General features: G+C 62.2%; 20 protein-coding genes and 3 tRNA genes. 6 read left to right on the forward strand and 17 right to left on the reverse strand.

Features of this window, described 5'->3' with window-relative positions:
• Positions 1-113: 113 nt before the first annotated feature.
• The 7 genes from lon to FB481_RS08120 all read right to left on the reverse strand — a co-directional run bounded on the left by lon (position 114) and on the right by FB481_RS08120 (position 6558).
• Positions 114-2510: an endopeptidase La gene (gene lon, locus FB481_RS08090; RefSeq protein WP_147175872.1), complete on the reverse strand. Its 2397-nt coding sequence runs from the start codon at positions 2508-2510 to the stop codon at positions 114-116.
• Positions 2511-2660: 150 nt separating this feature from the next.
• Complete coding sequence (gene clpX, locus FB481_RS08095) at positions 2661-3941, reverse strand: ATP-dependent Clp protease ATP-binding subunit ClpX (RefSeq protein WP_013791345.1); 1281 nt, start codon at positions 3939-3941, stop codon at positions 2661-2663.
• Between the two features lie 108 nt (positions 3942-4049).
• On the reverse strand, positions 4050-4691 hold the full coding sequence (gene clpP / locus FB481_RS08100; RefSeq protein WP_027905321.1) for an ATP-dependent Clp endopeptidase proteolytic subunit ClpP: 642 nt from the start codon (positions 4689-4691) through the stop codon (positions 4050-4052).
• Positions 4692-4785: 94 nt separating this feature from the next.
• Positions 4786-6096 carry a trigger factor gene (tig, locus tag FB481_RS08105; protein WP_093504882.1) on the reverse strand — a complete coding sequence of 437 codons (1311 nt, stop codon included), beginning with the start codon at positions 6094-6096 and terminating at the stop codon, positions 4786-4788.
• A 125-nt stretch (positions 6097-6221) separates the two neighbouring features.
• Positions 6222-6306, reverse strand: a tRNA-Leu gene (locus FB481_RS08110).
• 61 nt (positions 6307-6367) lie between these two features.
• Positions 6368-6443 (reverse strand) — tRNA-His (locus tag FB481_RS08115).
• A 38-nt stretch (positions 6444-6481) separates the two neighbouring features.
• Positions 6482-6558: transfer RNA gene (locus FB481_RS08120), tRNA-Arg, on the reverse strand.
• A gap of 267 nt (positions 6559-6825) precedes the next feature.
• On the opposite strand from FB481_RS08120, the gene folD reads away from it, so the two are divergent.
• On the forward strand, positions 6826-7680 hold the full coding sequence (folD, locus tag FB481_RS08125) for a bifunctional methylenetetrahydrofolate dehydrogenase/methenyltetrahydrofolate cyclohydrolase FolD (protein WP_093504984.1): 855 nt from the start codon (positions 6826-6828) through the stop codon (positions 7678-7680).
• Positions 7681-7729: 49 nt separating this feature from the next.
• Here the strand turns inward: folD and FB481_RS08130 are convergent, their stop codons facing one another.
• The 3 genes from FB481_RS08130 to FB481_RS08140 all read right to left on the reverse strand — a co-directional run bounded on the left by FB481_RS08130 (position 7730) and on the right by FB481_RS08140 (position 12772).
• Positions 7730-9655 (reverse strand): UvrD-helicase domain-containing protein, encoded by a 1926-nt coding sequence (locus FB481_RS08130; RefSeq protein ID WP_147175874.1) that lies wholly within the window; start codon positions 9653-9655, stop codon positions 7730-7732.
• A 67-nt stretch (positions 9656-9722) separates the two neighbouring features.
• The gene (gene cysS / locus FB481_RS08135; RefSeq protein ID WP_093504988.1) at positions 9723-11108 is read right to left on the reverse strand and encodes a cysteine--tRNA ligase; all 1386 of its coding nucleotides are present in this window, start codon (positions 11106-11108) and stop codon (positions 9723-9725) included.
• Positions 11108-12772 carry a glutamine--tRNA ligase/YqeY domain fusion protein gene (locus tag FB481_RS08140; protein ID WP_147175876.1) on the reverse strand — a complete coding sequence of 555 codons (1665 nt, stop codon included), beginning with the start codon at positions 12770-12772 and terminating at the stop codon, positions 11108-11110. Before FB481_RS08140 ends, cysS begins: the two co-directional genes overlap by 1 nt.
• 179 nt (positions 12773-12951) lie before the next feature.
• On the opposite strand from FB481_RS08140, the gene FB481_RS08145 reads away from it, so the two are divergent.
• Positions 12952-13446, forward strand: a complete 495-nt coding sequence (locus FB481_RS08145; protein ID WP_075930369.1) for a peptidylprolyl isomerase — start codon at positions 12952-12954, stop codon at positions 13444-13446.
• Complete coding sequence (lpxH, locus tag FB481_RS08150) at positions 13443-14165, forward strand: UDP-2,3-diacylglucosamine diphosphatase (RefSeq protein ID WP_147175878.1); 723 nt, start codon at positions 13443-13445, stop codon at positions 14163-14165. Before FB481_RS08145 ends, lpxH begins: the two co-directional genes overlap by 4 nt.
• A gap of 61 nt (positions 14166-14226) precedes the next feature.
• Here the strand turns inward: lpxH and FB481_RS08155 are convergent, their stop codons facing one another.
• Positions 14227-14898, reverse strand: a complete 672-nt coding sequence (locus tag FB481_RS08155) for a tRNA-(ms[2]io[6]A)-hydroxylase (RefSeq protein ID WP_256662718.1) — start codon at positions 14896-14898, stop codon at positions 14227-14229.
• A gap of 197 nt (positions 14899-15095) precedes the next feature.
• On the opposite strand from FB481_RS08155, the gene FB481_RS08160 reads away from it, so the two are divergent.
• Entirely contained in the window at positions 15096-15959 is an 864-nt protein-coding gene (locus tag FB481_RS08160; protein ID WP_147175880.1) for a universal stress protein, read from the forward strand.
• Here FB481_RS08160 and FB481_RS08165 read toward each other — a convergent pair whose 3' ends face one another.
• Positions 15960-16193: a DUF3820 family protein gene (locus FB481_RS08165; protein ID WP_013791334.1), complete on the reverse strand. Its 234-nt coding sequence runs from the start codon at positions 16191-16193 to the stop codon at positions 15960-15962.
• 114 nt (positions 16194-16307) lie between these two features.
• Between FB481_RS08165 and FB481_RS08170 the strand changes: the two genes are divergently transcribed.
• A complete protein-coding gene (locus tag FB481_RS08170; RefSeq protein WP_147175882.1) occupies positions 16308-16676 on the forward strand; it encodes a glutaredoxin in 369 nt (122 codons plus the stop codon).
• Between the two features lie 145 nt (positions 16677-16821).
• Here FB481_RS08170 and FB481_RS08175 read toward each other — a convergent pair whose 3' ends face one another.
• From FB481_RS08175 to cadR, 3 genes are all read right to left on the reverse strand, one after another.
• Complete coding sequence (locus tag FB481_RS08175) at positions 16822-17328, reverse strand: plastocyanin/azurin family copper-binding protein (RefSeq protein ID WP_147175884.1); 507 nt, start codon at positions 17326-17328, stop codon at positions 16822-16824.
• Positions 17329-17424: 96 nt separating this feature from the next.
• Positions 17425-17802 carry a hypothetical protein gene (locus tag FB481_RS08180; RefSeq protein ID WP_147175886.1) on the reverse strand — a complete coding sequence of 126 codons (378 nt, stop codon included), beginning with the start codon at positions 17800-17802 and terminating at the stop codon, positions 17425-17427.
• Between the two features lie 109 nt (positions 17803-17911).
• Complete coding sequence (gene cadR / locus FB481_RS08185) at positions 17912-18358, reverse strand: Cd(II)/Pb(II)-responsive transcriptional regulator (RefSeq protein ID WP_147175888.1); 447 nt, start codon at positions 18356-18358, stop codon at positions 17912-17914.
• Positions 18359-18775: 417 nt separating this feature from the next.
• Here cadR and FB481_RS08190 point away from each other — a divergent pair, with 417 nt between their 5' ends.
• The gene (locus tag FB481_RS08190) at positions 18776-20887 is read left to right on the forward strand and encodes a heavy metal translocating P-type ATPase (protein ID WP_256662722.1); all 2112 of its coding nucleotides are present in this window, start codon (positions 18776-18778) and stop codon (positions 20885-20887) included.
• A gap of 133 nt (positions 20888-21020) precedes the next feature.
• Here the strand turns inward: FB481_RS08190 and FB481_RS08195 are convergent, their stop codons facing one another.
• A complete protein-coding gene (locus FB481_RS08195; protein WP_147175891.1) occupies positions 21021-21623 on the reverse strand; it encodes a glutathione S-transferase family protein in 603 nt (200 codons plus the stop codon).
• 23 nt (positions 21624-21646) lie between these two features.
• A complete protein-coding gene (locus FB481_RS08200; protein ID WP_147175893.1) occupies positions 21647-22813 on the reverse strand; it encodes a PLP-dependent aminotransferase family protein in 1167 nt (388 codons plus the stop codon).
• Positions 22814-22821: the final 8 nt, after the last annotated feature.

The following is a 22821-nucleotide window of genomic DNA, read 5'->3' on the forward strand; positions in this document are numbered from 1 at the left end:
TTAGGTTGTTTCTTGATTTTAATGGAAGCGAATCGGGTGCTGGATGGCCTGCCGACACGGTAAGAGCCGCTTTATATCAAGGGCTCCAAAAAAGTGTCAAGGAAGGCATCCGGCTAATGCGTGCTGATTCGCTCCTTGGAATCAGACTCGCGTTTTTCATCCTTTGCAACCAACTCCGGAGCCGCGTCTGGCAAGGGCTCCGGCGCGTATTGCAGCGCAATTTGCAGGACCTCGTCAATCCATTTAACCGGTTTAATCTGCAGGTCCTGCTTGATGTTCTCGGGAATTTCCTTGAGATCGCGAACATTCTCCTGGGGAATGATCACGGTTTTGATTCCACCGCGATGCGCCGCCAGCAGTTTTTCCTTCAAGCCACCAATCGCCAGCACCTGACCACGCAGGGTGATTTCCCCGGTCATGGCGACGTCCGCGCGCACTGGAATCTGCGTCAGCGCCGACACCAGTGCAGTGCACATGCCCACGCCCGCGCTCGGGCCATCCTTGGGCGTAGCGCCTTCCGGCATGTGGATGTGGATGTCGCGCTTCTCGTAGAAATCCGGCGCCACGCCAAGGCTCTGAGCACGGCTGCGGACCACGGTTTGCGCGGCCGTGATCGATTCGACCATGACATCACCCAGCGAGCCGGTCTTGATCAGATTGCCCTTACCCGGCACCACAGCGGCCTCAATAGTTAGCAGTTCGCCGCCCACTTGAGTCCAGGCCAAACCCGTCACCTGACCGATCTGGTCCTGCTGCTCGGCAAGGCCATAGCGATGCTTGCGCACGCCCAGGAAATCCTCGAGCGAGTCGGCGGTAACGACGACATGGAAGCGTTTCTCCTTGGCGTGCTTCTTCACCGCACGCCGGCACACCTTGGCGATTTGCCGTTCAAGGCTGCGCACGCCGGCTTCACGCGTGTAGTAACGAATGATGTCACGGATCGCCGCTTCCTCGAATTCCAGCTCGGTTTTCTTCAAACCGTTAGCCTGAACCTGCTTGGGCGCGAGATATTTGGTGGCGATATTGACCTTCTCGTCCTCGGTGTAGCCTGGCAGGCGAATCACTTCCATACGGTCCAGCAGCGCGGCTGGAATGTTCATGGAGTTGGCGGTGCACAGGAACATTACGTCGGACAGATCGTAATCGACTTCCAGATAATGGTCGTTGAAGTTGTGGTTCTGCTCCGGGTCGAGCACCTCGAGCAGCGCCGAGGCCGGATCACCGCGCATGTCCTGACCCATCTTGTCGATTTCATCGAGCAGGAACAGCGGGTTGCGCACGCCGACCTTGGTCATCTTCTGAATCAGGCGGCCTGGCATGGAACCGATGTAGGTACGACGGTGACCGCGGATTTCCGCTTCGTCACGTACGCCGCCGAGCGCCATGCGCACGAACTTGCGATTGGTCGCGCTGGCGATGGACTCAGCCAGCGAGGTCTTGCCCACGCCAGGCGGGCCGACCAAGCACAGTACCGGGCCCTTGAGCTTCTTCACGCGCTTCTGCACGGCGAGATACTCGAGAATGCGTTCCTTGACCTCTTCGAGGCCGTAGTGATCGGTATCGAGGATGTTCTCGGCGCGTGCCAGGTCCAGGCGTACCTTGCTCTGCGCCTTCCACGGCACGTTCACCAGCCAGTCGATGTAGGAGCGCACCACGGTGGCCTCGGCGGACATCGGCGACATCTGCTTGAGCTTGTTCAGCTCGGCCTGGGCCTTGCCGTAGGCCTCCTTGGTCAGCCCGGCGTTTTCGATGCGGCGCTTGAGTTCGTCGAGCTCGTTGTGACCCTCCTCGCTGTCGCCCAGCTCTTTCTGAATGGCCTTCATCTGCTCATTCAGGTAGTACTCGCGCTGGCTGCGCTCCATCTGCTTCTTCACGCGACCACGGATGCGCTTCTCGACCTGCAGCAGGTCGATCTCGGCGTCCAGCAACGCCAGTACGTGTTCGACACGAGCCGGCAGGTCGACGATCTCGAGAATTTCCTGCTTCTGCTCGATCTTCAGCACCATATGGGCGGCCATGGTGTCGACCAGGCGGCTGGGCTCATCGATGCTGTTCAGCGAAGACAGCACCTCCGCCGGCACCTTCTTGCCCAACTGAACGTACTGCTCAAACTGGCTGAGCAGGCTGCGGGTGAACACTTCGCTCTCGCGCTCCGGCGCCTCGACTTCGTCGAGCAGTTGCACTTCGGCGGCGCTATAGCCATCGGCTTCGATGAACTGCTCGATCTCGCCACGCTGCTCGCCCTCGACCAGCACCTTCACGGTGCCATCGGGCAACTTGAGCAGCTGCAGCACCGTGGCAACTGTGCCGACGCGGTAGAGCCCTTCTTCACTCGGTTCATCGTCAGCAGGATCTTTCTGGGCGAGCAACAGAATCTGCTTTTCGCCATTCATCGCCGCTTCGAGCGCTTCGATGGATTTCTCGCGACCTACGAAAAGCGGGATGACCATGTGCGGATAGACCACGACATCGCGCAAAGGCAGGAGAGGCAATTCGATGGTTGTCTTCATGATTTTGAGCTCTACGGCGGCCTTGCGGCCGTAAACGGTGGGATTACCCTTGGCCCTAAGATGGGGGTAGCCCCACGAAAAAACAAGCGTTGACGTCGCTAAAAGCAAAGGGGCCCGCAGGCCCCTTGCTTACAACATATGACGAACGCGTTACGCGTCTGGCGCGGCCTTGGCAGGCGGCTCGCTGTTTTCGTAGATCAGCAGCGGCTTGGAACTGCCGTCGATCACGCTTTCATCGATGACCACCTTGCTGACGTCCGATTGCGACGGAATGTCGTACATGGTGTCAAGCAGCACGCCCTCGAGAATCGAACGAAGGCCGCGCGCACCGGTCTTGCGCTCCAGCGCTTTCTGGGCCACTGCCTTGAGCGCGTCGGGACGGAATTCCAGATCCACACCTTCCATCTCGAACAACTTGCCGTACTGCTTGGTCAGCGCGTTCTTCGGCTCGGTGAGGATCTGCACCAGCGCTGCCTCGTCGAGCTCTTCCAGGGTCGCGATAACCGGCAGGCGCCCCACGAACTCTGGAATCAGACCGAACTTGACCAGATCGTCCGGCTCGATTTCACGCAGCGACTCGCCAATCTTCTTCTCGACGTCCTTGGTGCGCACTTCTGCATTGAAACCGATACCGCCCTTGGTCGAACGGCCCTGAATCACCTTCTCGATGCCGGCAAAGGCCCCACCGCAGATGAACAGGATATTGCGGGTATCGACCTGCAGGAATTCCTGCTGCGGATGCTTACGGCCGCCCTGAGGCGGAACCGAGGCAACGGTGCCTTCGATCAGCTTCAGCAGAGCCTGCTGCACGCCCTCGCCCGACACATCACGGGTGATCGACGGGTTGTCGGACTTGCGGGAAATCTTGTCGATCTCGTCGATGTAGACGATGCCCATCTGGGCCTTCTCGACATCGTAATCGCATTTCTGCAACAGCTTCTGGATGATGTTCTCGACGTCTTCACCTACGTAGCCAGCCTCGGTAAGGGTGGTCGCATCGGCGATGGTGAACGGGACGTTGAGCAGGCGCGCCAGGGTTTCAGCCAGCAGCGTCTTGCCCGAACCAGTCGGCCCGAGCAGCAGGATGTTGCTCTTGCCGAGCTCGACGTCATCCTTCTTCTCGCGCTGATTGAGGCGCTTATAGTGGTTGTAGACCGCGACCGCCAGGATCTTCTTGGCGCGTTCCTGCCCGATCACGTACTGATCAAGGATCGCGCTGATTTCCCGGGGAGCCGGCAGCTTGTGCGCGCTGCTCTCGGCCTGGGCTTCCTGCACCTCCTCGCGGATGATGTCGTTGCACAGGTCGACGCACTCGTCGCAGATAAATACCGAGGGGCCAGCAATCAATTTGCGTACTTCGTGCTGGCTTTTGCCGCAGAAGGAGCAATAGAGCAGCTTGCCGTTGTCCTCGCCGTTGCGGGTGTCAGTCATTCGATCAATCCAATACCGTAGGCTTAAAACACAAGATGGAGCCAAACCGGGGCATTTTCAAGCCCGATGCACCGCAGGCCGACTATTGTCGGCCTGCGGCGTCACGCTTCAGCCGATTTGCTCGCGGCGGCTGTGTACCTTGTCGATCAGGCCGTAGTTGACCGCCTCTTCACCGCTCATGAAGCGGTCACGGTCGGTGTCACGGGCGATCACTTCAATCGGCTGGCCGGTGTGGTGGGCCAGCACCTGGTTCAGACGCTCGCGGATGAACAGGATTTCCTTGGCGTGGATCTCAATGTCCGAGGCCTGGCCTTGGAAGCCGCCCAGCGGCTGGTGGATCATCATGCGCGAATGCGGCAGGCAGTAACGCTTGCCCGCGGCGCCGCCAGCCAGCAGCAACGCACCCATGCTGCACGCCTGACCGATACAGGTGGTCGAGACGTCCGGCTTGATGAACTGCATGGTGTCGTAGATAGACATGCCGGCGGTTACCGAACCACCCGGCGAGTTGATGTACAGGTGTATGTCCTTGTCCGGGTTCTCGGCCTCAAGGAACAGCAACTGCGCGGCCACCAGGTTGGCCATGTAGTCTTCGACAGGGCCGATCAGGAAGATCACGCGCTCTTTGAGCAGACGCGAATAGATGTCGTAGGCGCGCTCGCCACGAGCGGACTGCTCGACGACCATAGGAACCAGACCGCCAGCGGCCTGGATATCGGACATTTGCTGCATGAAAGGATTGTGCGACATTTCCAGCATTCGCTCCCTAATAAAAGTCATATCTCGAATACGCATAAGCCAGCACTGAGGCTGGCTTATGGTGTTCTCGAACGAGGCGAAGAAATCAGGCGGCTTGTGGAGCTTCTGCCGGCTTGACTGCTTCTTCGTAAGAGACCGATTTGTCAGTCACATTGGCCTTCTGCAAAACAGTATCTACAACTTGCTCTTCCAGTACAACCGAACGGACTTCGTTCAGTTGCTGGTCGTTCTTGTAGTACCACGCTACGACCTGCTCAGGCTCTTGGTAGGCCGAGGCCATTTCCTGGATCAGCTCACGCACGCGGGCGTCATCAGGCTTGAGTTCGAACTGCTTGACCACTTCGGCGACGATCAGGCCGAGGGAGACGCGGCGCTTGGCCTGCTCTTCGAACAGCTCGGCCGGCAGTTGATCCGGCTTGATGTTGCCGCCGAACTGCTGAACGGCCTGCACGCGCAGGTTGTTCACTTCGCTGGTGATCAGGGCCTTGGGCACTTCAACCGGATTGGCGGCCAGCAGACCTTCCATAACCTGGTTCTTGATCTTGGATTTGATGGCCTGACGCAGCTCACGCTCCATGTTCTTGCGAACTTCGGCGCGGAAACCTTCCAGACCACCTTCCTTGATGCCGAACAGGGCGAAGAACTCGTCGTTCAGCTCCGGCAGTTGCGGGGCGGAAACGCTGTTGACCTTGACGGTGAATTCAGCGGTTTTGCCAGCCAGGTCGAGGTTCTGGTAGTCCTCGGGGAAGGTCGGGTTGATCACACGCTCTTCGCCGGCCTTGGCGCCGATCAGGGCATCTTCGAAACCCGGGATCATGCGGCCGGAGCCCAGTACCAGCTGAGTACCGGTGGCGGAACCGCCAGCGAAGGCCTCGCCGTCGATCTTGCCGACGAAGTCGATGTTCAGTTGATCGTCTTTCTCGGCAGCACGCTCTACGGCTTCGAAACGGGTGTTCTGCTTGCGCAGGATGTCCAGCATGTTGTCGACGTCGGAATCGGCCACTTCAGCCTGCTGACGCTCGATGGCGATGCCTTCCAGGCCGCTGACCTTGATTTCCGGAAACACTTCGAAAGTCGCAACGAACTCCAGGTCCTTGCCCTTCTCCAGCACTTTCGGCTCGACCGAAGGCTGACCAGCAGGTGCGAGTTTCTGTTCGGCAACCGCTTCATAGAAGGAAGACTGGATGACGTCGCCCACCGCTTCCTGGCGCGCATCGGCCTCGAAACGCTGACGGATCACGCTCATCGGCACCTTGCCAGGACGGAAGCCAGGGATCTTGGCTTTCTGGGCAGTCTGCTGCAGACGCTTGTTGACCTGGGTTTCGATGCGCTCGGCCGGCACAGTGATGCTCATGCGGCGCTCGAGAGCGGAAGTGCTTTCAACAGAAACTTGCATGGATATTCCTCGTTGCACAGACGTATGCCGGCCGCTTACCGGCCCCATTCAAGGGCATGCATTCTAGAGGGAGGTGTTGCAGAAGTCACCCTAGATGCAGGTGGCAAACGGGAGGGGCTAAAAGATGGTGCGGACGGAGAGACTCGAACTCTCACGCCTTGCGGCGCTGGAACCTAAATCCAGTGTGTCTACCAATTCCACCACGTCCGCGTGGTAATACATTTTCCAAACAAAAACGCCAGGCTTTTTAGGGCCTGGCGCTTTCAGAATATGGGGTGGACGAAGGGGATCGAACCCTCGACACCAGGAGCCACAATCCTGTGCTCTACCAACTGAGCTACGCCCACCATATTGCTTTACTGCTTACTTGTGCCGACACACCTAGTGGCGCACCCGGCAGGACTCGAACCTGCGACCATCCGCTTAGAAGGCGGATGCTCTATCCAGCTGAGCTACGGGCACTTATCCATCCACCAGAGCAGACTTCAAGCTTCGACCAGCGCAACCACTTTCGTCGCTGCTCTTGCCGCCTCACCCTGTGAGGTGCTGTGCTCGCCAAGTGGTGCGCATCTTATAGAGGCACCCTGAAGGCGTCAACACCCAAATCGAAAAAAATTCAGTTAGATAAAGGAGTTACACCAAATCTGCGTTCTGCCGCCTTTGCCCTTCCTTAATGCCATGCGAGAATGCGCGTCCTTTTTTCTCCCTTTCGATGGTTAACCAAGCGCAATGACCGCACAACTGATAGATGGCAAAGCGATTGCCGCCAATATCCGCCAGCAGATCGCCCAGCGCGTCGCCGAACGACGCGAGCAGGGGCTGCGCGCACCCGGCCTGGCAGTGATCCTGGTCGGCAGCGACCCCGCCTCTCAGGTTTATGTCGCGCACAAGCGCAAGGATTGCGAGGAAGTCGGCTTCATCTCCCGCGCTTATGATCTGAGCGCCGAAACCAGCCAGGACGAATTGCGCGACCTGATCGACTCGCTCAACGAAGACGCCAGCATCGACGGCATCCTGCTTCAGTTGCCGCTGCCGGCCCACCTGGATGCTTCGCTTCTGCTCGAGCGTATTCGCCCGGACAAGGACGTGGACGGCTTCCATCCCTACAACATCGGCCGCCTGGCGCAGCGCATGCCACTGCTGCGCCCCTGTACGCCGAAGGGCATCATGACCCTGCTGGCCAGCACCGGCCAGGATCTCTATGGCATGCACGCGGTGGTGGTAGGCGCCTCGAACATCGTCGGCCGCCCGATGGCCATGGAACTGCTGCTGGGCGGCTGCACGGTGACGGTCACCCATCGCTTCACCAAGGACCTGGCCGGCCACGTGGCACAGGCCGATATCGTCGTGGTCGCCGCAGGCAAGCCGGGCCTGGTCAAGGGCGAGTGGGTCAAGGAAGGCGCGATCGTCATCGACGTCGGCATCAACCGTCAGGCCGATGGCAAGCTGATCGGCGACGTGGTCTACGAGACCGCCCTGCCCCGCGCCGGCTGGATCACCCCGGTGCCCGGCGGCGTTGGCCCGATGACCCGCGCCTGCCTGCTGGAAAACACCCTGCACGCCGCGGAGCACCTGCACGCCTGACGCTCTGTGCTAGCTGCAAGAACGGCGCCCAGGTGGCGCCGTTTTCGTTTCAGCCCAGCGAACGCGTGGCGCCTTGGGGTTTGCGCACGAACCACAGCACTCGACTGACGCCTCGGGTAACGGCCACATAGCCCAGGCGCAGGCTTTCGTCCGCCATCGCCTGGTCGTAGCTGTTGGCGAAGAAGCCACAGTAGGCATATAGCGCGTTACGCAGTGGATGAGGCGTAGGCGGCAGGCAGTCGTCGACGATGATCGCCACCTCGGCCTGCAACCCCTTGGCGCGGTGGATTGTATAGGCCTTTACCGGCAACTTGCGGTCGAGCCCGGCCTGAACGTCCTTCAGGGTGTCGTTGCGGCGCCCCAGCAGCAGCACCGCGTTGCGCTCCCTGGAGCCGATGTCACGCGCATAGTCGCATTGCGCTGCGATGGCCCGCTGCAGCTCACCCATGTCACGGGCCAGGTCGAACGGCGTCATCAACTTCACACCATGGCCGCCCGCTGGTACGTGGCGGATAGGCGTGGTCACCTTGTCCTGCTTGAAGGCCACGGCATCGAGTATGGACTCGGCGTCGCGAATCACCGGCTCGATGGAGCGATAGTTGGCTTGCAGCATCAGCATCGCGCTCTTGCCCTTTCCTTTGCTCGGAAAGTGCCGATCGAAGGCCATGAACAGCTCCGGGGAACTGCCCCGCCAACCGTAGATCGACTGCCAGTCATCACCGATGGCCATCAGGCTGACAGCCTTGGCCGTGCCGGCCAGGCGCCGTTGCAGTGCCTGCAGCCATTGCACGATCTGCGGCGAGATGTCCTGGAATTCATCGATCAGCAGATGGGAGAAGCCCTGCAGCGCCTCCGCACTCAAACGCCCATCAGCCTCATCGAGCATGTGCGTAAGCTGCTGGAAGGCGCCATTGAAGGTCATCAGCCCTTGCTGGCTCAGTTGGCCACCAAAGACCTTCCAGAATGCCTGCAACGCCAGGAGAAAGGTTCGCTCGGCTGGCGAGCAGGCCAGCGCGGCTACCGTCATCCGCTCGATGGGTATGCCGATGCTCTCGATGAAACCGGCCTGGGCGTAGAACACCTCGAACAGCGGCGCGGTATGCAGCTCACCCGCAAGCCGGAACGGGTCCATGGGCGCCTTCGGCAACGCCTTTTGCGGATCGGGCAGCGGGGAGCCGAGCAGCTCGTGAACCCAGCCGCGGAAAGCCGGGTCATCGGCATAGCAGGCCTGATAAGCATCCTTGAGCATGCGTATTTGTGCAGACCCCAGACGCCCTCCCCCCAATGGGTTGTCCGGCTCGCTCGCCGAAGCGCGCTTATCACCCAACTGCTCGAACCAGGCGGGATTGCCCAGAACCTGGCGCGCCAGCACGCCCATCGCGGAATGAAAGGTACGGACGCACGGGCCGACATCCGCCGAGAACTGCCAGAAGCCGAGCACGCTCACCAGTCGTTCACGCAGCTCGGCGCAGGAGGCGTTGGTAAAGGAAATCACCGTCAATCGTTCAGGCTCGACGTTCACGTGACAGAGCATGAACACCACGCGCAGCACCAGGGTGGTCGACTTGCCCGAACCCGCCCCGGCGAAGATGCGGGTCAACGGTTGGCGACAGAGAATCATCGCCCACTGCTCGTCGGACGGCGCGCCGATAACGCCCGCCGCGACGGCCCGCGCCACGGTCTCGCGCATCGCCTGCTCCTGGGCTGCGGTTACCTTGATCGCCGCTGACGAGTAGATGCCGGCGCTAGCGCGCCTTACCGGCTTTTTTGTTGCCGGCTCTCCCTTGGTTTTGTCAGCGCTCACCCGCTTGGCACCGCGCTTTGTTGCTGCACTCTTCTTCTGCGCCAGCGGTTTCTTCGCCGCGACCTTTGCGCGCTCGGAAGCAGCCTGCTTCTCGGCCTCGAGGTAGGCGGCGGTACGCGGGAAGTAGCGAGTCAGGGCACTGGAGAGCAGCAGTTTGTAGCGGGTCAGCATGGGGTTTCCGTGGTGATGTCTGGAAATGAAAAGGCCGCGTTAGCGGCCTTTTGGGTGCTGCGGGCGATTATTCGGCGAGGCGCCAGGTGGTGCCGCCCTTGCCATCTTCGAGCACCACGCCGAGCGCAGTGATCTGGTCACGGATGCGGTCACTCTCTGCCCAGTTCTTGTCGGCACGGGCCTGCAGGCGCGCAGCGATCAGCGCCTCGACCTCGGCAGCGTCGACCTTACCTTCGGCACCGGCCTTGAGGAAGGCATCCGGCTCCATTTGCAACACACCGAGCAGGCCGGCCAGCGCCTTGAGCTGAGCCGCCAAACCGGCAGCCGCCTGCACATCCGACTCGCGCAGGCGATTGATCTCGCGAATCATCTCGAACAGCACGGCGCAGGCTTCGGGCGAGTTGAAGTCGTCGTCCATAGCCGCGGCAAAGCGCTCGACGAACACCTCGCCACCAGCAGCTTCGGCACTCGGCAACCCTTTGAGGCCATTGTAGAAACGCTCCAGAGCGCCCTTGGCTTCACGCAGGCTCTCTTCCGAGTAGTTGATCGGACTGCGGTAATGGCTGGATACCAGCAGGTAGCGCACCACCTCCGGGTGGTACTTCTCCAGCACCTCGCGAATGGTGAAGAAGTTGCCCAGGCTCTTGGACATCTTCTCGCCGTCCACGCGCACCGCACCGGCGTGCATCCACGCATTGGCGTACTGCTTGCCGGTGGCCGCCTCGCTCTGGGCGATCTCGTTCTCATGGTGCGGGAACACCAAGTCAGGGCCACCGCCGTGAATGTCGAAGGTCTCGCCCAGGCAGCAGGTGGACATCACCGAGCACTCAATGTGCCAGCCCGGCCGGCCCTTGCCCCACGGCGACTCCCAGCTCGGCTCGCCCGGCTTGGCGGCTTTCCACAGCACGAAGTCCAGCGGGTCTTCCTTGATTTCATCAACCTCGATGCGCGCACCGATCTTCAGTTCGTCGATCTTGCGACGCGACAGCTTGCCGTAGGTTTCGAACTTGGTGACGCGGTAATACACGTCGCCATTGCCCGGCGCGTAGGCGTAGCCCTTGTCGATCAGGGTCTGGATCATCTGGTGCATGCCGGTGATATGCCCGGTGGCGCGCGGCTCGATGTCCGGGCGCAGCACGTTCAGGCGGCCTTCGTCCTCGTGCATCGCCGCGATCATACGCTCGACCAGCGCCTCGAACGGCTCGCCGTTTTCGTTGGCACGCTTGATGATCTTGTCGTCGATGTCGGTGATGTTGCGCACGTAGGTCACGTCATAGCCGCGATGGCGCAGCCAGCGAGTGACCACGTCGAATGCGACCATCACCCGGGCGTGGCCGATGTGGCAGAAGTCGTACACGGTCATGCCGCACACGTACATACGCACCTGATTACCGATCAGCGGCTTGAGCGGTTCCTTGACCTTGCTCAGGGTGTTGTAGATGGAAAGCGCCATTACTGACCCCAGGAGTCACGTAGGGTGACGGTGCGGTTGAACACCAATGCGTCCGGTTTGGAGTCCTTGTCGAGGCAGAAGTAGCCTTCGCGCTCGAACTGGAAGCGGTCGTCGGCGCCGGCCTGGGCCAGCGACGGCTCGGCACGGCAGCCGGTGAGCACTACCAGGGATTCGGGGTTGATGTTGTTGAGGAAGCTGCCGCCCTCTTCGGCCTTCTCCGGGTTGGCCGAGCGGAACAGACGATCGTACAGGCGCACTTCGCACTCGACGCTCTCGGCAGCCGGCACCCAGTGGATCACGCCCTTGACCTTGCGGCCTTCCGGGTTCTTGCCCAGGGTGTTCTCGTCATAGGAGCAACGCAGCTCGACGATGTTGCCGGCGGCGTCCTTGATGGCTTCGTCGGCGCGAATCACGTAGCTGCCGCGCAGGCGCACTTCACCACCGGGAATCAGGCGCTTGTAGCCATCCGGCGGAGTTTCTTCGAAGTCGCTGGCGTCGATGTAGATCTCGCGGGAGAACGGCAGCACGCGGGTGCCCATGTCCTGCTTGGGATGACGCGGCAGCTCCAGGTTCTCGACCTGGCCCTGCGGATAGTTACTGATCACCACCTTGAGCGGCTTGAGCACGCACATGGCGCGCGAGGCGTTGGCATCCAGGTCTTCGCGGATGGCGAATTCCAGCATGCCGATATCCACCAGGCCGCCGGCGCGGTTGACGCCGATCATGTCGCAGAAGGTGCGGATCGATGCCGGCGTATAGCCGCGGCGGCGGTAGCCCGAGAGCGTCGACATGCGCGGGTCGTCCCAGCCGTTGACGTGCTTCTCGTCGACCAGCTGCTTGAGCTTGCGCTTGCTGGTGATGGTGTAGTTCAGGTTCAGCCGGGCGAACTCGTACTGACGCGGCTGCGCCGGCACCGGCAGGTTGGCCAGGAACCATTCGTACAGCGGGCGGTGATCCTCGAACTCCAGGGTGCAGATCGAGTGGGTCACGCCTTCGATGGCATCGGACTGGCCATGGGTGAAATCGTAGCTCGGGTAGATGCACCACTTGTCACCGGTCTGGTGATGGTGAGCATGGCGAATGCGATAGAGGATCGGGTCGCGCAGGTTCATGTTGCGCGAGGCCATGTCGATCTTGGCGCGTAGCGAACGGGCGCCATCCGGGAACTCGCCGGCCTTCATGCGGGCGAACAGGTCGAGGTTCTCTTCCACGCTGCGCTCGCGGTACGGGCTGTCCTTGCCGGGGGTGTTCAGGGTGCCGCGGTATTCGCGGGCCTCGTCCGGGGTCAGGTCGTCGACATAGGCTTTGCCGGCCTTGATCAGCTCGACGGCCCAGTCGTGCAACTGGTCGAAGTAGTTGGACGCGTAGCGCTCCTCACCGGCCCACTCGAAGCCCAGCCAGCGGACGTCGTCCTTGATGGCGTCGATGTATTCCTGGTCTTCCTTGGCCGGGTTGGTGTCGTCGAAACGCAGGTTGCACGCGCCACCGAATTCCTGGGCCAGGCCGAAGTTCAGGCAGATCGACTTGGCGTGACCGATGTGCAGGTAACCGTTGGGCTCCGGCGGGAAACGGGTGATGATCTTGGTGTGCTTGCCAGCGTCCAGATCGGCCTGAACGATGGGCAGCAGGAAGTTGGCGGCTTTTTCGACGGTGGGCTTGCTCATGGTGTCCTTAGCGCGTGGATTGCGGCACAGGGTAGGCCGACTAAAACAAAGCGCTTATCATAGCCCAAGCTGTCAACCCCCTGACAGGCCTTGGTGCCTGCTCACTGACCTTCGGGCAGCTTTAAAGCCCCGGTCAGCCTGAAGCGGCCCGCGTTTTTCTCGACAGAGCGATTAACCACATGATCAAGCTGCACACCAACCACGGCGTCATCACCCTCAAACTGTTCGAAGACAAGGCGCCGGAAACCGTCGCCAACTTCAAGGAATACGTGAAGAGCGGCCACTACGACGGCACCGTGTTCCACCGCGTGATCGGCAACTTCATGATCCAGGGCGGCGGTTTCGAGCCGGGCATGAAGCAGAAGCCGACTCGCTCGCCGATCAAGAACGAAGCCAACAATGGCCTCTCCAACAAGACCGGCACCGTGGCCATGGCCCGTACCATGGAACCGCACTCGGCCAGCGCGCAGTTCTTCATCAACGTCGCCGACAACACCTTCCTCGACCACAGCGCGCCGACCGTACAGGGCTGGGGCTACGCGGTGTTCGGTGAAGTGGTCGAAGGCCTGGACGTGGTCGAAGCCATCAAGGGTGTGTCCACCACCATGAAGTCCGGCCACCAGGACGTTCCAGCCGACGACGTGATCATCGAGAAGGCCGAGATCGTCGAGTGATCCTGCTGATCTCCGACCTGCATCTTGAAGAGGAGCGCCCGGACATCAGCCGGGCGTTCTTGTATTTTCTCGACACCCGGGCGCGCCAGGCCGAGGCGCTGTACATCCTGGGCGATTTTTTCGAAGTGTGGATCGGCGACGATGCCATGACACCGTTTCAGCGAGGTATCGCCGAGGCTCTGCAGCGCCTGAGCGACGGCGGCACGCGCATCTACTTGATGCACGGCAACCGCGATTTTTTGCTTGGCAAGGCGTTCTGCCGCGAGGCGGGCTGCACCCTGCTCGGCGATCCCCACATGGTGACCCTGAATGGCGAAAAGGTCCTGCTGATGCATGGCGACAGCCTGTGCACCCTGGATGTGGGCTACCAGAAGATGCGCCGCCTGCTGCGCAACCCGCTGAGCCTGTTCATCCTGCGCAATCTGCCGCTCAACAGCCGCCACAAGCTGGCGCGCAAACTGCGTTCGGAAAGCCGCTCGCAGACACGCATGAAGGCCAGCGACATCGTCGACGTCACGCCCGAGGAAGTACAGCGGGTGATGGCGCAATACGGTGTGCAGACGCTGATCCACGGCCATACCCACCGCCCTGCCGTGCATGAGCTACAGGTCGATGGTCAGCCGGCCAGGCGCATCGTGCTCGGCGACTGGGACAAGCAGGGCTGGGCGCTGCAGATCGACGAGAACGGCTTCAACCAGACCCCTTTCGCTCTGGACTGAGATCACAGGTAGCCCGGCGTTGAGCGACGCGATACCCGGGATTTTCTGCGATGAATCCCGCCTACGCCTGCGGAACACCGCTGTGGAAGCGAAACTCGCTGTCGGGCGACTCGATCAGTTCCTGTTCCACCGCCCTCACCCGCTCGATCACCTGTTCGACGTCGGCGGCATCGCCGTACTGGTAAGCCAGTTTCAAGTAACCCTGAAAATGCCGGGCCTCGCTTTTCAGCAAGCCGTAGTAGAACTTGCCCAGCTCTTCGTCCAGGTGCGGGACGATCGCCTCGAAGCGCTCGCAACTTCGCGCCTCGATGAAAGCACCGACCACCAGGGTGTCGACCAGCTTGTAAGGCTCGTGATTGCGCGTGACCTTGCGCAGGCCCGAGGCGTAGCGTGCCGCGGAGACCGGACGCAGGCCGATCTTGCGGCGCTTCATGATGCGCAGCACCTGTTCATGGTGCACCAGTTCCTCACGGGCCAGGCGCGACATCATGTTGATCAGATCGACATGGCAGCTGTACTTGGCCATCAGGCTCAGCGCCGTACTGGCCGCCTTGAATTCGCAGTTCTTGTGGTCGATCAGCATGATGTCCTGATTGGCCAGCGCGGCTTCGACCCAGGCCTGGGGCGTGCGGCAGCCGAGGAAATCATGGATTTCCGGCAGGCTCGGTGTGGCACTACGGCGGCCGGTAGCGGGTGACTGATCTGAAACTGTGACGGGAGATGACACGTGCATGGCCCATGAGCAACGAAAGGAGAAAAGCCCGAAACGCCTGCCCACCAGGAGGCGGCACAGGCAGCGCCAGACATCAAGCCGGCCATTATAAGGCCGCCGACGGCAACCACCAGCCGCCGGGTTTGATACCGATCAAGAACTTGCTGCGAAAGCACCCTCTATATTGATAACCACCGCCGCACGCAGAGGAACACGCCATGCAAGCCATCCGCAGCATTCTCGTGGTCATCGAGCCGGAACATGCCGAAACCCTGGCGCTCAAGCGCGCCAAACTGATCGCCGGGGTCACGCAATCCCACTTGCATCTGCTGATCTGCGACGAGTCGGTGGATCACAGCGGGCATCTGCGTCAGCTAGGCAACGCGCTGCAGCAGGATGGTTACAGTGTCAGCGCCCAGCAGGCCTGGCGCGGCAGCCTGCACGACACCATCGCCTATGCCCAGCAGACCGAAGGTTGTGGCCTGGTGATCAAGCAGCATCGCCCTGACAATCCCCTCAAGAAAGCGCTGCTTACGCCCGATGACTGGAAGCTGCTGCGCTATTGCCCCTGCCCGGTGCTACTGGTGAAAACCCTGACGCCCTGGAGCGGCGGCACTGTGCTGGCGGCAGTCGACGTTGGCAACATCGACGGCGAGCATCGCGCACTGCATACCCTGATCATCGAGCACGGCTACGACATCGCCAAGCTGGCCAAGGCCGAGCTGCACGTGCTCAGCGCCCACCCATCGCCCATGCTGACCGCCGCGGACCCGACCTTTCAGTTGCGCGATACCGTGGAGGAACGCTATCGCCAGGACTGCCAGGCATTTCAGAACACCTACGACATCGATGACCAGCACCTGCATATCGCCGAAGGCCCGGCCGATGTGCTGATCCCACAGCTCGCCCACGAGCTGCACGCGGCGGTGACGGTGATCGGCACGGTAGCGCGCACCGGCTTCAGCGGCGCGCTGATCGGCAACACCGCCGAGGTGATTCTCGACACGCTGGAAAGTGATGTGCTGGTGCTCAAGCCCGACAGCATCGTCGAGCACCTTGAACAGCGCCTCGGTGAAAGCTGATCAGCCCCGCGGCGGCTGGCGTGGTTTGCTGCGCAGAGGGTCGAGCAGCGCCGACAGGCCGTTGTGGTCGATCTCCTGCATCAAGGCCAACAACTGGCCGATCTCGCCTTTCGGAAAGCCTTCCCGGGCGAACCAGTTGAGGTAGTGGCCCGGCAGGTCGGCAATCAGCCGCCCCTTGTACTTGCCGAAGGGCATCTCGCGGCTCACCAGCAATTTCAGGTCTTCGGGTTTCATCGCATCGGCCGTGAGGATCAACTGGGCGCAACATTATGCCGCAAGCGCTTGCCGGTTGGGCCGCTGGCTCAACTCGGGTAAGCTGCGCGCCGTTCCCATCTGCAGGTACTCATCATGATTATCAAGGCACTGCGCCTGGGCCTCGGCCAACTGATCGTCCTCGGCGACCTCGCCACCCGACCGGCCAAGAAGAAACGCGCGCCCGAAGCGCAGGCGGCAGTCGAACAGGCCGCCGGCAACCTGGCGCTGTATCAGTTCAAGGCCTGCCCGTTCTGCGTGAAGATTCGCCGCAAGCTGCATGCCCTCAACGTGCCCGTAGCGCTGCGCGATGCCAAGAACGATGCCGCAGCCCGCAGCGAGCTGGAAAGCCAGGGTGGCAAGATCCAGGTACCTTGCTTGCGCATCGAAGAAAACGGCCAGAGCACCTGGCTGTACGAATCCAAGGCCATTGCAGCCTATCTGGAACAGCGCTTCGCAGCGTGACCCTGTAGCCCGGCGTAGAGCGAAGCGAAACCCGGGAGTAATTCTGCAGCCTCGCGAACGCTCCCTGCACATCGCTGCGCTCAGTGACAGGCTACCGATCGAATCCGCAAAGGCGCAGCCGCAAACCGCCGGCTGCGCCTTGCTCTTACTGCGTTACCGTAACCTTGCCGACCATGCCGGCCTGGTAATGCCCGGCAATCAGGCAGCCGAAGTCGAAGGTGCCCGTCCGGTCGAACGTCCAGGTCACCTCGCCCTCCTCACCCGGCTGCACGTGCAGCATGTCCATGCCGGTATGCGCCATGTTCGGCTGCTGCAACATCATGCCAGCGTGCTCGTCCAGTTGCGCCTTGTCGCCCAGCACGAACTCGTGCAGCAGTTGCCCATCGTTGTGCAGCACCAGCCGCACCGTCTCACCGGCCTTGACCTCCAGCCGATCCGGCACGAAACGCATCTGGTCGTTCATGCGGATATGCACCGTGCGCGTGGCCTTGGCAGCATCTGCAGGAACTCCCCAGGGCTTCTGTTCGGCGTCTTGGGTAGCGTGGCCGGCACCATGGCCGCCAGCATGCTCATGCTCGGCAGCGTCGAGCACTGGCGCCTGGAGCAGCGCGGCAAGCGCCAGGCTGCTGATAAGGGTTGTGGTTTTACGCATCTTGTTTGCCTCGTTGACTCGTCATCGGCGTGCACGACAGCACGCGGGCCACCTGACGGGCGTTATTGCCGCCAGGTGTCGTTTCGCAGAAATGATTCAGCCGATGAGTGCGCGAGGGGGCCGATCCGGGGTGTCGGCAATGTGCTCGAGGAAATGTTGATGCCAGGCAGCCTGCGGTCGATCCAGCGGCAACCACGTGGCCGAGAGCACGTCAGGGCTCAAGGCGACCACGCCGACGCAGAACACGCAAAGGCTGCAGGCCGCGTGCCCGGGCGCCTTCTGCTTGGCGGGCTGCTGATGGTGAGCACAGTCCGCCTCGCACGAATGCGTATCACCCGAGAAATGCATGGCATGACCGTGCCCGCCGATCGAAAGCGCCATGTCCGCCTGCATGCCGACCGCGGCGATGCCCTGAGCGGGCAAGGCCAGCGCCAGCAGGCAGAGCAGCAGGATGCGAAGCGGACGGCAAGACATCGGATACCGGACAGGCAACGACAGACAGAGGCCGATTATGCCCAACTTGCAGCCGCGCGACTAACAGGTCGTTGAAAAACGTAGGCGAGGCAAGTTTTTCAACAGCCTGCTAATGCCGATGCGCCCGGCCGACATGAGAAACATCCTTCTCGGCGTGCAGCGTATCGCTTGTACTGAGTTGCCGGATGATCTCGCACGGCGATGATTGCTGATCCGCCAGGCAACTGTTGCGCAGCTCGACCAGTTGCTCCTGCAGCGACTGCAGGCTGGCGATTCGCGCGTTGACATGCTCGATATGCTCGTCGATCAGCGTGTTGATGGCTTCGCAGTTTTCTGCCGGATGGCCGCGCAGGCTGAGCAGCTCGCGAATCTCGTCGAGCGTCATGTCCAGGGTGCGGCAATTGCGGATGAAGGTCAGCCGCTCGACGTGCTCCGGCAGGTAAAGGCGGTAATTGCCTTCGCTACGCTGGGGTGCGGGCAGCAATCCTTCACGCTCGTAATAGCGGATGGTTTCCACCTGGCAGCCAGTCACCGTCGCCAATTCACCAATTTTCATGATCACCTTCTCCCAGTGCTTGACCCTATAGTGGCTACAGGGTGTTCACTCTGCAACAGGATAGTTGGGAGAGCCCCCATGTCGAATTGCTGTGATCATGACCATGCCCCGAAACCTGCACGCCCTCAGGCGACCTGTTGCGCGAGCGATACGACGCCGTCCTGCTGCACGCCGGGCAGCCTGTTGGTCGCGGGAATCAGCGAGCCAGCCGGCAGCCAGGCGGATCCTTCCCCTGAAAGCAGTGCCCTGCGTATCGAACAGATGTGCTGCCCGACCGAGGAGAGCCTGATTCGCGGCAAGCTGCAGCCCATGTCCGAGGTGCACGGCCTGCAGTTCAATCTGCTCAACCGCAGCCTTGTCGTCGAACATCAGGCCGGCGCCGCGCCGCAGGTGATCGCGGCGATCGCCAGCCTGGGCATGCAGGCGCTCCCCCTGGCCGCCGAGACCCGCGTGCGTATCGAGCAGATGGACTGCCCGACCGAGGAACGCCTGATCAGCGACAAGCTGGCCCGCCAGCCCGGCATCGAGGCGCTGCAGTTCAACCTCATGCAGCGGGTGCTGACCATTCGCCACCGCCCGGACGCCCTGGAGCCCGCCCTGCTGGCGATCCGCGAGCTCGGCTTCACCCCGCAACTCGAAGGCGAAGGTCAGGCCGCGCCCGCCGAGCCTGTGGCCAGCGGCTTGCCGTGGCGGCTGATAGGTGCCGGCGTGGCCGCCTTCATCGCCGAACTGGTGCACTTCACCGACAGCGCGCCGGATTGGGTGGTCGCACTGATCGCCCTGGGCGCCATCCTCACAGCTGGGCTCGACGTCTACAGGAAGGGCTGGATCGCCCTGAAGAATTTCAACCTGAACATCAATGCGCTGATGAGCATCGCCGTGACCGGCGCCGTGCTGATCGGGCAGTGGCCCGAGGCGGCCATGGTCATGGTGCTGTTCGCCATCGCCGAGCGGATCGAGGCGAAATCCCTGGATCGCGCGCGCAACGCGATTCGCGGCCTGCTGGCCCTGACCCCGGAACAGGCGACGGTGCGCCAGGCCGACGGCAGCTGGCAGGCGCTCGACGTCGCCCAGGTGGCCATCGGCAGCGTGGTACGGGTGCGCCCCGGTGAGCGCATCGGCCTGGACGGCCAGGTGCTCGACGGGCATTCGACGGTGGACCAGTCGCCAATCACCGGGGAAAGCCTGCCCATCGAGAAAACCGTGGGCGATACCCTGTTCGCCGGCACCATCAACCAGGGCGGTGCACTGGAATACCAGGTCAGCGCGGCGGCCAGCAACAGCGCCCTGTCACGCATCATCAAGGCCGTCGAGGAGGCCCAGGGCGCACGCGCACCGACGCAGCGCTTCGTCGACCGTTTCGCGCGCATCTACACGCCGCTGGTGTTCCTGCTCTCCCTGGCGGTGGCCGTGGTGCCGCCATTTTTGCTAGGTGGCAGCTGGTTCGATTGGGTATATCGCGCTCTGGTTCTACTGGTCGTCGCCTGCCCCTGTGCGCTGGTGATTTCCACGCCGGTCAGCATCGTCAGCGGCCTCGCAGCAGCGGCGCGCAAGGGCATTCTGGTCAAGGGCGGCGTGTATCTGGAAAACGGACGGCACATCACGCACCTGGCGCTGGACAAGACCGGCACCCTCACCCACGGCAAGCCGGTACAGACCGACTACCAGGCGCTGGGCGAGGATGCCGCCGGTTACCACACGCTCGCCGCCAGCCTGACTGCCCGCTCCGACCACCCGGTTTCCCTGGCGGTGGCCAACGCAGCCCGGCAACAGGGTATCGAACTGCTCGAGGTGCAGGCATTCGAAGCCCTGGCCGGGCGCGGCGTGCGGGGCATGATCGATGGCCAGCGCTACCAGTTGGGCAACCATCGCCTGCTCGAGGAGCTGGGCCTGTGTTCGGCGGCGCTCGAAACCCGGCTCGATGAACTCGAGCGCCAGGGCAAGACGGTGATCGTACTCAGCGACGAAGCCCGCCCCCTCGCCCTGTTCGCCGTCGCCGACACCTTGAAGGACAGCAGCCGCGAGGCCATCGCCAGCCTCCACGCCATGGGCGTCAAGACCGTCATGCTCACCGGCGACAACCAGCACACTGCCCAGGCCATCGCCGCCCAGGTTGGCATCGACGAGGCCCGCGGCGACCTGCTGCCCACCGACAAACTGGCAACCGTCGAAACCCTGCTCGCACAGAAAGGCGTGGTGGCCATGGTCGGCGACGGCATCAACGACGCCCCGGCCCTGGCCCGCGCCGATGTCGGTTTCGCCATGGCCGCGATCGGCACCGACACGGCCATCGAAACCGCCGACGTGGCGATCATGGACGATGACCTGCGCAAGATCCCGGCGTTCATCCGCCTTTCTCAGCAGACCGCGGCGATCCTCAAGCAGAACATCCTGCTGGCCCTGGGCATCAAGGCAGTCTTCCTGGCCATGACCGTCACCGGCCACGCCACCATGTGGATGGCGGTGTTCGCCGATGTCGGCGTGAGCCTGCTGGTGGTGTTCAACGGGTTGCGGCTGTTGCGAAAGTAGTTCGCGTCTGTAGCCCGTCACTGAGCGAAGCGATGTGCGGGGAGCGGTTTCGCTATCGGCATGTGTAAGCAGCGAAAACCGATCCCTGGATTTCGCTGCGCTCTACGCCAGGCTACAAGACCGGACGCTGCTATCAGCCCAGCATGGTCACGTGTTTCGGGTGGCTGGCGATGCGATCCAGCCAGGCATTGATGGCCGGATAAGCACTAAGGTCGAAGCCGCCCTCGTGAGCCACATGGGTGTAGGCGTACAGGGCGATGTCGGCGATGGTGTAGCGATCGCCAACCAGATACGGCGTCTGCTGCAGCTGTCGCTCCATCACCCGCAGCGCCTTGTGGCCGCGAACCTGGCAGACCTTGTATTCCTCTTGGCGCTCGACGGGCATGCCCTGATACAGCTGAATGAACCGCGCCACCGCCACATAGGGCTCATGGCTGTACTGCTCGAAGAACTGCCACTGCAGCACCTGGGTACGCAGGCGTGGCTCGGTCTCGAGGAATTCGCTGCCATCGGCCAGGAAGTTGAGGATGGCGTTGGACTCCCACAGACAGGTGCCGTCTTCCAGTTCGAGCACCGGAATCTTGCCGTTGGGGTTCTTGGCCAGGAACTCGGGCCGCTGGGTATCGCCATTGAGAATATCGATAGGCACCCACTCGAACGGCTTGCCCAGCAGGCTGAGCATCAGCTTGACCTTGTAGCAGTTGCCCGAACGGTAATCGCCATACACCTTGTACATGTTCATCCCCCCTTTGCCGATAATCACGCCGCGTCCGCGGCCATTCCCTGACGCACCACGCCAGCCAACCGGCGTAGCCCTTCACCCAGGCGTTCCGGTGCCACATGGCTGAAGTTCAACCGCAGGTAGCCGGGCTCGCGATCCGGGTCGATGAAGAACGGCTCACCCGGCATGAACGCCACGTTCTGCGCCAGCGCCGCATCGAGCAGCAGGCGCGTGTCCTGGGGCTGCTTGAGCTTCAACCAGAAGAACAGGCCACCCTGGGGAACCTGCCACTCGGCCAGCTCACTGAAGTGTTCGACGAGCGCCGTCTGCATCGCATCACGGCGCAGGCGATAAAAATCTCGCAACTCGGCCAGATGCTCGCGGTATTGCTCGGTGCCCAGCCATTGCAGCGCCTGCCATTGGCCGACGCGGTTGGTGTGCAGGTCCGCCGATTGCTTGAGGCGCAGCAGATGGGGGAACAGGTCCGGCGTCGCGATCAGGTAACCGACACGCAACCCGGGCAGCAGCGTCTTGGAAACCGTGCCGGTGTAGATCCAGCTGGCCTTGCGCAGGCGGCTGACGATGGGCGTGGCACTACCAGCATCGAACACCAGCTCACGGTACGGCTCATCTTCGATCAGCGTGACCTGGTAGCGATCCAGCAGAGCTGCCACGGCGTCGCGCTTGGCTTCGCTGTAGCGCACGGCACTGGGATTCTGGAAGGTTGGAATCAGGTAGGCGAACGCCGGGCGCTGGCGCTCCAGCTGCGCTTCGAGCGCTTGCAGCTGCGGGCCGTCGGCCTCCTGGGGTACGGCCACGCAGTCGGCGCCGAACAGCTGAAACGCCTGCAGGGCCGCCAGATAGGTTGGCGCTTCGAGCAGCACCTTGGTGCCCGGATCGATGAACAGCTTGCTGGCCAGGTCCAGGGTTTGCTGCGAGCCACTGACAATCAGCACCTGGCTGGCCTCGCAGGGCACGCCCAGCAAGCGGGCCTCGGCAGCGATGGCTTCGCGCAGTGCCGGCTCACCTTCGCTCATTCCGTATTGCCCCATGCTGGTGGGCATCTGCGACCAGTCGAGCACCGGCAGCATTTCCTCGGCCGGCAGGCCGCCGGCGAACGACATCACTTCCGGGCGCTGGGCGGCTGCGAGGATTTCGCGAATCAGGGAGCTTTTCAGGCGGGTGATGCGTTCGGAGAAGGCCATGGGGTCAC

The sequence above is a fragment of the Pseudomonas sp. AG1028 genome (assembly GCF_007993955.1).
GTDB lineage: Bacteria > Pseudomonadota > Gammaproteobacteria > Pseudomonadales > Pseudomonadaceae > Aquipseudomonas > Aquipseudomonas straminea.